Annotated in this window: 11 protein-coding genes; 7 read left to right on the top strand and 4 right to left on the bottom strand. The window is 56.7% G+C overall.

What is annotated here, in order from left to right:
• Positions 1–53: 53 nt before the first annotated feature.
• The 4 genes from GGE09_RS02465 (at position 54) to GGE09_RS02450 (ending at position 4,570) form a co-directional block, all read left to right on the top strand.
• Positions 54–590, top strand: a complete 537-nt coding sequence (locus tag GGE09_RS02465) for a TRAP transporter small permease (RefSeq protein ID WP_309743520.1) — start codon at positions 54–56, stop codon at positions 588–590.
• Positions 583–1,890, top strand: a complete 1,308-nt coding sequence (locus GGE09_RS02460; RefSeq protein ID WP_309743518.1) for a TRAP transporter large permease — start codon at positions 583–585, stop codon at positions 1,888–1,890. The genes GGE09_RS02465 and GGE09_RS02460 overlap by 8 nt, the downstream gene beginning before the upstream one ends.
• Before the next feature lie 57 nt (positions 1,891–1,947).
• Positions 1,948–3,543 (top strand): fatty acyl-CoA synthetase, encoded by a 1,596-nt coding sequence (locus tag GGE09_RS02455; protein WP_309743516.1) that lies wholly within the window; start codon positions 1,948–1,950, stop codon positions 3,541–3,543.
• Between the two features lie 199 nt (positions 3,544–3,742).
• A complete protein-coding gene (locus GGE09_RS02450; RefSeq protein ID WP_309743514.1) occupies positions 3,743–4,570 on the top strand; it encodes a methyltransferase domain-containing protein in 828 nt (275 codons plus the stop codon).
• A gap of 158 nt (positions 4,571–4,728) precedes the next feature.
• On the opposite strand, the gene GGE09_RS02445 is transcribed toward GGE09_RS02450, so the two are convergent.
• Positions 4,729–5,472: an FCD domain-containing protein gene (locus tag GGE09_RS02445; protein ID WP_309743512.1), complete on the bottom strand. Its 744-nt coding sequence runs from the start codon at positions 5,470–5,472 to the stop codon at positions 4,729–4,731.
• A gap of 135 nt (positions 5,473–5,607) precedes the next feature.
• A complete protein-coding gene (locus GGE09_RS02440) occupies positions 5,608–6,768 on the bottom strand; it encodes an acetyl-CoA C-acetyltransferase (protein ID WP_309743510.1) in 1,161 nt (386 codons plus the stop codon).
• 174 nt (positions 6,769–6,942) lie between these two features.
• On the opposite strand from GGE09_RS02440, the gene GGE09_RS02435 reads away from it, so the two are divergent.
• Positions 6,943–8,214 (top strand): acyl-CoA dehydrogenase family protein, encoded by a 1,272-nt coding sequence (locus tag GGE09_RS02435; protein WP_309743508.1) that lies wholly within the window; start codon positions 6,943–6,945, stop codon positions 8,212–8,214.
• A 12-nt stretch (positions 8,215–8,226) separates the two neighbouring features.
• Here the strand turns inward: GGE09_RS02435 and GGE09_RS02430 are convergent, their stop codons facing one another.
• Positions 8,227–8,991 carry a DeoR/GlpR family DNA-binding transcription regulator gene (locus GGE09_RS02430; protein WP_309743507.1) on the bottom strand — a complete coding sequence of 255 codons (765 nt, stop codon included), beginning with the start codon at positions 8,989–8,991 and terminating at the stop codon, positions 8,227–8,229.
• Positions 8,992–9,137: 146 nt separating this feature from the next.
• On the opposite strand from GGE09_RS02430, the gene GGE09_RS02425 reads away from it, so the two are divergent.
• Entirely contained in the window at positions 9,138–11,555 is a 2,418-nt protein-coding gene (locus GGE09_RS02425; protein ID WP_309743505.1) for an FAD-dependent oxidoreductase, read from the top strand.
• A 7-nt stretch (positions 11,556–11,562) separates the two neighbouring features.
• Positions 11,563–12,489, top strand: a complete 927-nt coding sequence (locus GGE09_RS02420; protein WP_309743503.1) for a phosphotransferase — start codon at positions 11,563–11,565, stop codon at positions 12,487–12,489.
• On the opposite strand, the gene GGE09_RS02415 is transcribed toward GGE09_RS02420, so the two are convergent.
• The gene (locus tag GGE09_RS02415; protein WP_309743501.1) at positions 12,486–13,256 is read right to left on the bottom strand and encodes an inositol monophosphatase family protein; all 771 of its coding nucleotides are present in this window, start codon (positions 13,254–13,256) and stop codon (positions 12,486–12,488) included. The two genes, GGE09_RS02420 and GGE09_RS02415, sit on opposite strands and share 4 nt — an antisense overlap.
• Positions 13,257–13,360: the final 104 nt, after the last annotated feature.

Here is a 13,360-nt window from a genome sequence, read left to right as displayed (position 1 = left end):
TGGGTGCCAGTGGAAACACTGGCGCCCGACACAAAAAATTCAGGGGGAAACCAATGCTTCATGTTGGGAAATTCTTGTCAGGACTGACAAGAATTGCGTCGTTGCTCGGGACTATCAGCATCGTTTTGATGATGCTGCATGTCACCGCAGATGTGGTTGGCAGATATGTGTTCAACGCGCCTTTGACGGGGACAATTGTGATTGTCGGGCATTATTACATGATCATTGTGGTTTTCATTGCCCTTGGCGTGGCCGAAGAGAAAAACGCCCATATTTCCGTCGAGTTTCTGACCGATATGATGCCCCGCACCCTTCAGGGTTGGCTGTCGGTTTTTTCCGGCGCGCTGACCGTCGCGGTTTTTGGCCTGCTGGCCTATAGCGGGTTTATAGAAGCGATGAAAAAGACCAAATCCGGCGCGTCTATGGAACAGGGGTCCAGCCTGATCGCGATCTGGCCCAGCTATTGGGCGATCCCCATTGGCGCCGCGCTGTTCGCCCTTGTTGCAGTCTATAAAATACTGGTCAAAGTTTTTAACACCCGCAACGGCCTTCACGAAACAATCGAAGATGCAGAGATAATTCATGACTGATGTTGCAATTGGCCTGACTGGGCTTGGAACCCTTATGGCCCTGATCGCCCTGCGCGTTCCAATCGGCGTGTCTTTGATCGGGGTATCTTTTGTTGGTCTGTGGTCCCTTATGGGCTCGCGGGTGGCTTGGGGTGCGCTTGGGGTTATTCCCTATCAGTTCACCGCGAACTGGGTGCTCAGCTCAATCCCGATGTTTCTGTTCCTCGGCTTTATCAGCTATCACACCCAACTGACCAAAGGCATGTTTAACGCCGCGCGCATCTGGCTGTCTGCCATACCGGGCGGATTGGCCATTGCTGCGATCTTCGGGTCGGCGGGTTTTGCGGCTGTGTCAGGGTCATCCATCGCCTGTTCCGCCGCCATGGGCCGCATCGCCATTCCCGAAATGATGAAGCACAAATACCACCCCGAGCTGGCCACAGGCACGGTGGCGGTTGCAGGCACCATTGGCGCATTGATCCCGCCTTCGATCATCCTGATCCTATACGGCGTGATCGCGCAGGTTTCCATTGCCAAGCTGTTTCTGGGCGGCATCAGCGCAGGTATTCTGACCACCATCGGCTATATCCTTGTGGTGCTGATCCGGGTCAAACTGAACCCAGATCTTGCCCCTGAGCGGGATGAAAAAGTCGGCCTGAAAGAACGGATCATCGCGCTGAAAGACACATGGCCGATTTTCCTGATTATGATCGGTATCTTTGGTGGCCTGTTCGGCGGTGTCTTCACCCCGACCGAGGCAGGTGCCGTTGGCGCATTCCTTGCCTGTGTGGTGGCCTTTATCAGTGGAGAGTTAACCCTCAGCCGTTTTTTGCAAGCAGCGCGGGAAACCACCATGACCACGGCTTCCCTGCTGATCATCGCCATCGGTGCCAGCCTGCTGACCCGTTTTCTGGCCCTGTCCGGCGCGGGGGATTACCTGTCTTCTGGCATCATGTCGATGGCTTCCAGTCCGGTTCTGCTGATGTTTGGCATTGTGCTGGTCTACCTGCTGATGGGCATGTTCCTTGAACCCATCGGGGCCATGTTGCTGACCTTGCCGATTATCCTGCCCGTGGTGGATGCCTCTGGCTGGAGCCTGCTGTGGTTCGGCATCGTGCTGACCAAACTGCTGGAAATCGGAATGATCACCCCACCCATCGGGATGAATGTTTTTGTTATCAAAAGCGTGGTGGGCGATCTGGTGAAAACATCCGTTATTTTCCGGGGTGTGATGTGGTTTATCGTGATGGACCTTGCCATTGTGGCAGTCCTGTCTGCTTTCCCGATACTGGTGCTGAAACTGCCCGAGCTGCTGAACTGACCCGATCCAAAATCTTAAACCCGGCCAAAATCGGGTATCTGACCAAAGGTGGATAAAATGGAAACCAAACCTGAAAACACGGCGCTTGTGCGCCGCGCACGCAGTCAACAACTGGGGGATCTGCTGCACAGATCCGCAGCACGCGATCCTGATAAAATCGCGCTGGTGTTTCGCGGCGCGTCAGACACGTTTCGCGCCCTGAATACCGCCGTGAACCGCGCCGCCAACGCTTTGGCGGCACAGGGTATTACCAAAGGCGACCGCGTCGCGTTGCTTAGCCATAACAACCGCACCTTTGTGGTTCTGCGCTTTGCCCTTGCACGGCTTGGCGCGGTGACGACACCCGTCAACTTTATGCTGAACGCCGAAGATGTGGCCTATATCCTGGACCATTCGGGCGCCTGTGCCATTGCCGCCGAAGACGCGCTTTGCGCCACGGCTGACATCGCCCTTGCGGCCCTTGGCAAGACCGATATGCAGCGGTTCTGCATCCCCCATGCAGGCGTCGAAGTCGCCGCCCCTTGGGTGCCTGTGGATACCTTACTGGATCATCCAGACGACAGCGATGTCTGGGTTGATGTGGCCCCCGATGATCCGATCCAGATGATGTACACCAGCGGCACGGAATCCCGCCCCAAGGGTGCGCTGCTGACCTCTAGCGCGCTTTATGCGCAATACGTCAGCTGCATCGTGGATGGCAAAATGACAGGCGATGCGGTGTCCCTGCACTGCCTGCCCCTGTTCCACTGCGCCCAACTGGATTGCTTCTTATCCCCGGACCTGTACCTTGGTGCCACCAGCATCCTGCATGACAAGGCCGACCCCGCCGAAATGCTGGCCGCAATCGAAGCCGAAGGCGTGACCAAACTGTTCTGCCCCCCCACCGTCTGGATCGCCCTGCTGCGCCATCCCGACTTTGACAAACGTGACCTTTCCAGCCTGCAAGCGGGCTATTATGGCGCGGCCATCATGCCCACCGCCATCATCGAAGAACTGATGCAGCGACTGCCCAATATCAAGCTGTGGAACTTCTACGGGCAGACCGAAATGGCCCCGATCGCCACAATTCTGCAGCCCAGCGAACAACTAAGCAAACTCGGGTCTGCCGGACGCCCTGCCATCAATGTGGAAACCCGCATTGTGGATGACAACGACCAGCCCGTCGCAGTTGGCGAGGTCGGGGAAATCGTCCACCGCAGCCCGCATCTGATCCTTGAATATTACAAAGACACCGCCAAAACCGCAGAGGCCTTTGCAAACGGCTGGTTCCACAGTGGGGATTTGGGCCGTTTTGACGAAGACGGCTATCTGTATGTAGTGGACCGCAAAAAGGACATGGTGAAAACCGGCGGTGAAAACGTGGCCAGCCGCGAAGTCGAAGAAATGATTTTCCACCACCCCGAAGTGGCCGAGGTCGCCGTCTTCGGCATCCCCCACCCCACATGGATCGAAGCCGTGACCGCCATCGTCGTCCCCAAGGCAGGATCAAGCGTAACGGTGGATGAACTGATGGTCTATTGCCGCGAAAAACTGGCAGGATTCAAATCCCCCAAACACATCGCAATCGTCGAGCAATTGCCCAAAAACGCCAGTGGAAAAATCCTGAAGAAAGACCTGCGGGTGGAGTATCAGGGCGTGTTTGACAAGAATTAACCCGCCCCGAACGCCAAAAGGAATCCCTACCTCGTTGCAACAAGCCGACGGTGAGATATCTCACCGTCGGTGTTTTTTTGGGGGAAAGGATTGTGCCTAGTGTTGTGAAGGGCGGGGTGACATTCCGACTTACCGCCTTCATTTTCTTTCTTTGTCGCCGAACGCATTGAATATACGGTTGTCCTCATTGGAGGAGAAAATGACAGGCACAAGTGATTTTGAGAACATGGAACGTGACGGTTGGAGTAACCCGTCCATTGCCAAAGGTTATGCCGATGGTTTCGAGATGGCGACCCATCTTGTGGCCGAAAAGCTGGCAGAGTCGGTTGGCGCCAAACCGAATGTTGAGGTGCTTGACCTGTGTACAGGGCATGGTGTGGTCGCCAAGGAACTTGTGACAAGGGGCGCTAAAGTAACCGGGTTGGACTTCTCTGAACCGATGATTTCGCTTGCAAAGTCTTCTGTCCCGAATGCCACATTTGTTCAGGGTGATGCGATGGCAACGGGGTTCCCAAACGAAAGTTTCGACGCCGTGACAATTGGGTTTGGAGTTCCACATTTCCCCGATGCCCGTCGTGGGTTGATTGAAGCTGCCAGAGTATTGAAAACAGGGGGGAAAATTGCGTTTTCTATTTGGCATGGAAAAGGATCAAACGGCTCGTTCGGTTGGTTGTTCGACGCGGTTGAGCGCTTGGCTGATCCATTGATTACACTACCCGCAGGCCCCGATGCGCACGTACTTGTTGACTTTGAAGTGGCCAAAGCGATGGTTGAAGGTGCAGGTTTCACCGATGTTAAGTTGATTGAGATCGCCTCTGAATTGCGTCTGCAAAGCCCCGAAGCTTTGTTTGATCTTTTTGATGGAGGTGCTGTTCGGACAGCTTCGTTACTTAGCCGACAGCCCACTTCAAAACGAGATGCTATTCGAAGTGATTTAGCGTTGCGGACAAGAACTGAAGGCACCAAGCAAGAACAGGGTTATTTTGTCCCTGCTCCGTCAGTTGTCATCTCGGCGGTTCGCATCTGATTCCCGTTTTCCTGACAATTGACGGCGCGGTGAACGGCGAAAACGTCCCGTAAAGCGGACATGAGCCGCGGTTTATTCAAAGTCGGTTTTTCCTCAAACTGGCTTCAATGAATCGGAATTACGCCTTCAAGATGAGGCTCGAAAATGCCACTTAGCCCCTACTTCAACCGATTGGTTTTTGAAATCGACGGTTGGTCCTGTAGCCCTGCGATTTGGATGCCGCGCCAGAAGTCTTCGATGTGGCGGCGGGCCCATTCTCGGGCGCGGGCGGGGTCTTTGTCGCGGATCGCGTCCAGAATATGGCCGTGGGCGATGATCTGGCGGTCAATCGCTTGGGGCACTTTCGGTGTGACCTGATAGAACCCCTGATACAGCAGTAACGCCAGCGGTTCACGGGCGAGGCTTAGGACACGGTTTTCGCCCATCTCGGCGATTTGGGTGTGGAACAGTGTGTCCAGCCGCGTGGTTTCCGCCACATCATGTTTGGCTGCAATCAGACGGGCGTGGATGTCTTCTAGTGCGGCAATTGTGTCTGGCGTCGCCTTTTGGGCTGCCAGTTCAGCGGCCAAAGGCTCGGTTTCCAGCGCCACCTGCCACAGTTCACGGAATGTAACGTTCATCAGCACCATGGCACGGCTGGCGCGGGTGGCCAGTTTGTCGCTTTGGGGCAAGGCTACTTCCAGACGGCGGGGCGAGGGGCGGTGCACCAGCCCTTCGCTTTCCAACTGGCGCAAGCCTTCGCGCACGGTGGACCGCGTGACGCCGAACATCTGGGCCAATTCCACCTCTCCGGGCAGGCGTTCACCAGGTTTCAGGGTGCCTTGCATGATTTGCGCTTCGATTTCATCGGCAAACTGGCGATAAGCGTAGTTCACCTTTAGATGCTGTCCGCGCAAACTCATATATTCATCTCCGTTGTGGGGGCCGTTGTTCAGGGCCTAACCGACGTGTGCCCGCCGTTGCCATTTGTTTAGCAGCATGTGGTTCTGTTTACGAGAGAAAGACACGCGCCAAATGGAACAGACGGGCAGGGCTTTTTAAAGCGCTTCCAGTATGGTGACATTGGCGGTGCCGCCGCCTTCACACATGGTTTGCAAGCCATAGCGTTTGCCGCTGGCCCGCAGCCCGTGGATGAGTGTTGACATCAACCGCGTGCCACTGGCGCCCAGCGGATGGCCCAGCGCAATTGCACCGCCATTTGCATTGGTGCGCGCAGGGTCGGCCCCAAGGTCTTTCATCCACGCAAGGGGGATCGGGGCAAACGCCTCGTTCACCTCGTAAAGGTCGATCTGGTCCAGCGTCATACCTGATTTATTCAGCGCGCGGCGGGTGCCTTCAATGGGTTCTTCCAGCATGATCACCGGATCGCCCGCAGTCACCGTCATATCCACAATCCGCGCGATGGGGGTAAGACCATGCTCTTTTAACGCCCGCTCACTGACGATCATAACGCCAGATGCGCCGTCACAAATCTGGCTGGCATTGGCCGCGCTTAGCACACCGTCGGCAGATAAAAGATCAACACCGCCAATGCTTTGCAGGGTTGCATCAGCGCGGATGCCTTCATCGCGGCTGTGCATACCCCCTTCAATGGCCAGTGGCAGGATTTCCCGCTCAAACGCGCCAGCCTGTGTGGCAGCAGCCGCGCGGCGGTGGCTTTCCAGTGCATAAGCATCCAGATCGTCCCGCGAAAACCCGTACTTCTGCGCGATCATTTCCGCGCCCACAAACTGGCTGAAATTCTTTACCCCGAAACGGTCCTCAATGCGCGCACTTACAGGGCTTGCCCCGATGCCTGCTTTTTCAAAGCTGCTCATGTCTGCGAACATCGGCACCCGTGTCATGCTTTCGACACCTGCCGCAATCACCACATCCTGCACACCAGCCATCACCATAGCCGCTGCAAAATGCACCGCCTGTTGCGAGCTGCCACATTGCCGATCCACGGTGGTTGCGGGCACGGTTTGGGGTAGTTTTGACGCCAGCACAGCATTACGCCCCACGTTAAACGCCTGCTCGCCGCCTTTGGTGACACAGCCCATCACCACATCGTCGATCGCCGCTGGATCAATCCCCGTGCGATCCACCAGCGCGTTCAGGATTTCCGCGCCCAGATCTGCTGGGTGCCACCCTGCCAGCGCGCCCTTGCGGCGTCCACCAGCAGTGCGCTGCGCGTCTACGATATAGGCTTGGGTCATGGTGTTTTCCTTTGGTTGCGCAGCGTCAGGTGTGGGCGAATACTGCTTTTCACACGTCTGAGGCTATGGTAGTTATTAGTGTCTGACAATACGTCACTATGTCGATTTTTTCAATGGGTCAATCTGCTTCCCCCGGCACGACCCCAAAGACCCAAGAACATAAGCGAGAGACTGATGATTCCCGAGAAATCCGAAAGAACCTTACAGCTTGAAACCCGCCTGCGCGCCTTTATGGACACACACATCTACCCCAATGAATCCCGCCACTATCGGGAATCCGAAGACCTTGGCCCTTGGGCTGTGCAACCCGTTGTAGAAGAATTGAAAGCCATCGCGCGGGACAGCGGGTTGTGGAACCTGTTCCTGCCCAATTCGGATCGCGGTGCGGGGCTGAACAATCTGGAATACGCCAGCCTGTGCGAAATCATGGGCCGCAGCCATCTTGCCCCCGAGGTGTTCAACTGTTCCGCCCCTGACACGGGCAACATGGAGGTTCTGGAACGTTACGGCACAGAAGAGCACAAAAAGCTGTGGCTGGAACCCCTGTTGAACGGCGAAATACGGTCCTCTTTCGCGATGACCGAACCCGCTGTGGCATCATCTGATGCGCGCAACATCGAAAGCGCAATTGTGCGGGACGGCGATGACTATGTGATCAACGGCCACAAATGGTACACCACAGGGGCCACCGACCCGCGCTGCAAGATCATCATCTTCATGGGCAAATCCGACCCCAGCGCCGACACGTATCGCCAGCAATCCATGATCCTGATCCCCAAAGACACCCCGGGCGTCACGGTCAAACGATCCATCCCCGTGTTCGGGTTTTACGGCATGCCGGACCGCGCCTCCGAAGTGGTGTTTGAAAACGTGCGCGTGCCCGCATCAAACATGCTGCTGGGTGAAGGCTGCGGTTTTGAAATCGCCCAAGGGCGGCTTGGCCCGGGCCGCATCCACCACTGCATGCGGCTGATCGGGCTGGCGGAACGCACCCTTGAAAAGATGGTGGCCCGTGCAGGCGAACGCACCGCCTTTGGCAAGTTGCTATCCGAGCAATCGGTCACCCGCGAACGTATCGCAGAATCCCGCATCATGATCGAACAATGCCGCCTGCTGACCCTGCGCGCGGCCCATATGATGGACACTGTTGGCAACAAAGAGGCCAAGGCAGAAATCGCCATGATCAAGGTTGCAGTGCCCAATATGGCTTGTCAGGTGATCGACTGGGCAATCCAACTGTTCGGCGGTGGCGGCACCAGCAATGATTTCGGACTGGCCGCCGCCTATGCCACCGCCCGCCTGTTACGGCTGGCTGATGGTCCGGATGAAGTTCACCGCGACCAGATTGCGCGGCTGGAATTCAAACGGCAGGCAGGCCTCCAGAACGAACGCCTGTCAGACCAGCCGCCCGCGGTTAGCAATCTGGCGCTTGGGGTCAAAAGTTAGGTATTTTGTCGGTTAAGCCGCCGCAGCGATCCGAAGGTCCAGCCCTGTAAACAGGCGGTCAAACTCGGGGCTGGGGCGGCGATCGGTCAGGACAATATCGCCTGATTTCAACGTAGGCTGGCGCACAGCCGGCCTGCGGTCTTGTTGGGTGAACTTGGAATGATCCACCGCCATAATCGCCCGACCCGCGTTTTTCAGCATGGCGGTGGCGATTTCCACTTCGCATTGTTCATGCACCAGGAACCCCTTTACCGCATCCACCATGGATGCGGACAACAGGGCGTAATCCACCTGCATCCGTTCAATCACATCAAAGGCAGACCGATCAAACGCCGCCCCGTCATGATCCCGCAACTGGGTGCCCGCCATGAACACTTTATTGCCCGGAATAATCGCCAGCGTGCTGGCCACAAAAGCAGAATTGGTCACCACCGTTAACTGCTTACGCGCCCGCAACGCCTGTGCGATGAACCCGGATGTAGACCCCGTATCAATCGCGATACTGGCCCCATCCTCGATGATCTCGGCTGCCAGTTTGGCGATACTGACCTTGGCGTCACGGTTCAGGTTCATCCGCGCCAGAAACGGCGGGTCGGTGGCAATGCGGTTGGAAACCAGCGCGCCGTGCACCTTGCTTAATCTGCCGCCTTCAACCAAAGGCTGGGTCACGCGGCGAATGGTTTGATCCGACACGCCAAGCATCTGCGACAGCTCTACCACAGAGACTGTGCCGCGCATATCAACAGCGTGTAAAATATGTGCTTCGTATTTCGACATTCCCCCACCCTATACCGCTAATTCCCGCGAGGAACAGCCCGCCCGTGTTGATTTTGAGATTTATATCAACACAAATCAACAAAATGATTGTCACTTTGTTGATTTTAAGTAGTGTGAGCGGTGAAAATGACCTTACGGACAGCATTATGGCACAGCAGGCAGCGAAACATCTTATTGTTGGCGGGGGTATTTTGGGATGCTCTATCGCGTATCACCTGACCCGAATGGGCGAAAAAAACGTGGTTCTGCTGGAACGCGCCAGCCTGACCGAAGGGGCCACATGGCACGCGGCGGGTCTGGTCGGGCAGTTGCGATCCTCGCGTAATACCACGCGGATGCTAAAGAAATCCGTAGAAATGTATGACCGTCTGCAAAACGAGGACGGCTTGCAATTTGATTGGAAAAAGACCGGATCACTGCGTTTGGCCGCCACCAAGGAACGGATGCTTGAGGCAAAACGCCTTGCCACGATGGCCCGCAGTTTCGATCTGGACATGCAGATCATCAGCCCGTCCGAAGCCAAAGACCTGTTCCCCCTGATCGACGCAAAAGGGCTGGAAGGCGCGGCGTTTATCCCGTCAGACGGCTATGTAGACCCCGCATCCCTGTGTCAGGCTGTGGCAGGCGCTGCGCGCAAACAAGGTGCAGATATTCGCCAGAACGTGGAGGTTCTGGATTTCAACGTCACGGGCGGGCGGATCACATCCGTTGAAACAACCGAGGGGCGTTGGGAGGCGGATACTGTCATCCTTGCCACTGGCATGTGGAGCCGTGAAATCGCCGCGAAACTGGGCATCAGGGTTCCTGCCTGCGCCGTGGAACACCAGTATATCATCACCGAATCCACTGGCAGTGACATCGGCCATTATCCCACCCTGCGGGACCCTGAACGTCTGGTCTATTACAAGCCCGATGTGGGCGGGCGTTTGGTTGTGGGCGGCTATGAAGAGGGTACTTTACCCTTTGGCGATCAAGGCATCCCCGGCAAATTTATCCGCCAGCTTCTGCCAGAAAATCTGGACCGTTTCCTGCCTTTGGCGGAACTGGCGGGCAAGGTCACGCCCGTGATAAATCAGGTCGGCATCCGTCAGGTCATCAACGGCCCGATCCCCTATTCTGCGGATGGGGATTTTGTGATGGGATGGCAGCCCGACTATAAAAACCTGATGCTGGCCACGGGGTTTCTATACGGCATCGCTGCGGGGGGCGGTGCGGGGGAAATGATCGCGGAGTGGGTTGTGGACGGGCAGCCCTCGCTGGATCTATGGCCGCTGGATGTGCGCCGCTTCGGGCCGCATCACGGCACCCGCGCCTTTATGTATCCCCGCGCGGTGGAACATTACGCCCATCACTACAAAATGCGCTATCCTGGCCAAGAACACGAAACCGCCCGCCAGTTGCGCCTGTCCCCACTTTATCAACGGCTGAAAGATCAGGGCGCGGTTTACGGGTCTAAAAACGGCTGGGAACGACCACTTTGGTTTGCACCTGAAGGTGTGCCTGCCGTCGACCAACTCGATTTTCTGAACCCCGGCTGGAAAACATTTGCAGCACTTGAACATAAAGCCGTGCGCGAACGGGTCGCCCTGATCGACCAATCCAGCTTTGCCAAATTTGAGCTGATCGGCGCAGGCACATTGGCCCTGCTGCAACACCTGTGTGTGTCCAATATGGACAAGCCCATCGGGTCGGTCATCTACACCCAGATGTGCAACACCAAAGGCGGCACCGAAGCGGACGTGACCTTTATCCGTCTGGCAGCTGGCAAGTTCTATATGGTCACAGGATCGGGCTTTGGCGTACATGACAGCGACTGGATCAAACGCCACCTACCCAACGACGGATCGGTTCATTTGATCGAGGTTACCAGCGGTATCGCCGTGATCAATATCGTCGGCCCGAAGGCCCGCGATGTGCTGGCCACCGCATCCGAAAGCGATGTGTCCAACGCCGCGATCCCGTTTTCTACCGCCGCCGAAATCATCATCGGCGCCGCCCCTGTGCGCGCCGCGCGGATCGGGTATGTGGGCGAATTGGGCTATGAATTGCACATCCCCACCGAATTCGCCGCCCATGTCTATGACACCCTGTGGCAGGCGGGCCAGCCCCATGGCATTACCAATGTGGGCTACCGCGCCATTGACAGTTTGCGGATGGAAAAGGGCTATGTCTATTGGTCGGGCGATGTGACGCCGGATTATACCCCAATCGAGGCAGGTCTGGGGTTTCGGGTCCATTTGAAATCCAAAGGAGACTTTATCGGACGCGCGGTTCTGGAAGCCCAAAAAGCGGGTCAACTGGATCGCAAGCTGTGTACCTTTACCACCCCCAAAAACCTGCCGCTGACAGGGGGGGAGGCGATTTTACTGGGGGAAACCCTTGTATCGCTGGCAACATCGGTGGGGTTCGGGCAGACTGTCGGGCAGACAATCTTGCGCGGCTATCTGGCCAAAGAGCACTGGGACACCACCGATTTCACGCTTGAGGTCTTTGGCGAACATCACCCGATCCAACAGGTGGACGGCCCGCTTTATGATCCGCAAAACTCTGCTTTGAAAGGATAACACACCGATGACGGAACACGCCGAAAACGTCCTGACCGCCCTGCGCGAAGCAAACCAATTCGCCGATGTCACCAAAGCCAACAGCATCACCCGATTGGGCGGATTAACCAATCTGGTACACCGTGTTGAGATTGGCGATACATCCGTCATCGTTCGCATCCCGGGCGATGGCACCGAAGATTACATCGACCGCGCGGTTGAGGCCCATAACGCACGGGCGGCGGCGCGCGCAGGCGTGTCGCCTGAGGTGATTTATGCCCGCCCAGAAACCGGCCTGATGATTTCCCGCACGGTGCCAAACATCGAAACCATGACACCTGCCTTATTCGCCAGCCGCGCAGGCGCACCGGCGCGGGCGGGGCGGGCGCTGGCGAAATTGCACAACTCGGGCGAGGTGTTTCAATTCCGCTTCGAGCTGTTTGCGATGATCGACGACTACCTGAAAATCCTGTCCACCAAAGACGTGGATCTGCCCGAAGGCTATCCCGAAGTGGTTGCCGCTGCCGCGCCCGTGAAACAAGTTCTGGCGGATGCGGATTTGCCCCTTGCGCCGTGCCACTGTGACCCTTTGTGCGAAAATTTTCTGGATGACGGCAAAATCATGTGGATCGTGGATTGGGAGTATTCGGGCATGAATGACCCCCTTTGGGATCTGGGGGATTTATCGGTTGAGGCGGGTATGACAGCCGCACAGGACGCCGCATTGATGCAGGCCTATTTTGGCCGCGCACCAACCCCGTCAGAAACCGGACGGATGGTGATTTACAAAGCCATGTGTGATCTGCTGTGGACCTTGTGGGGTCTGATCCAGCACGCGGATGACAATCCGGCCGAGGATTTCTGGGCCTATGCTTCGGAGCGGTTCAAACGGTGTAAGACCCTGATGCAAGACCCGGCCTTTCAGGACCATGTAGCGGCGGTCAAACAGGGTTAAGCGTTCACCAGCGCCAGTAACTCTGCGTGCAATTCCGGGGTTGCCGCCGTCAGGGTACGTCCGTCCGACTCCATAGTCAGGGGATTGCCCTGCCAATCGGTCATAACCCCACCTGCCGCCTGTACCACCGCAGACACGGGCAGGTAATCATAGGGTTGCAAATCATAGTCCACCACGGCGTCCACCAGCCCCCGCGCCACCAGCGCATGAGGATAGCAATCCGCACCCATACGGCGCAACTCGCCCGAATGGATCAGACGCGCAAATACCTGTGGTTCATGGGCCGCCAGCTTGTCGCCCTCGTTCACAAACAGACGAGCGGTAGACAGGGTTTTGCAATCGCTCACAGCAATCGCTGCGCCGTTGCAACGGGCGCCCTGCCCGACTGCGCCTGCATAAACCTCGTTCAATGCGGGCATGCGGATGATGCCCAACTGGGGCTGGCCGCCCTGCAGATACCCCAGCAACATGCCGAAAAGCGGCAGCCCCGTGATAAAGGATCGTGTGCCGTCAATCGGGTCGATGATCCAGATGTCTTGGCTATCACCAGAGCGTCCGAATTCCTCGCCAAAGATGGCTTCCGACGGAAAGGCGCGGGCCAACCCGTCGCGGATTGCTTGCTCGGTTTGGGTATCGGCAACGGTCACGGGGCTTTGATCCGATTTGGTCGCAATATCAGGGCTGTTGCGAAAGTGGGACATGGCCACAGCCGCCGCATCTTTGGTGATGTCCAAGGCCATACGCAGCCTGTCTGCTAAATCTGTCATTGCACCTTCTTTAGGCGTTAGGGCTGGTTCACTGCTCGGTATTCCCCAATTTGTGACGTAAAGCTACATAAATTGAAACATTTTGTTGATTTTTGTTGATATTG

Source organism: Roseobacter sp. N2S, from assembly GCF_031454055.1.
Classification (GTDB): domain Bacteria; phylum Pseudomonadota; class Alphaproteobacteria; order Rhodobacterales; family Rhodobacteraceae; genus Amylibacter.
This window is presented reverse-complemented; position numbering and strand designations above follow the sequence as displayed.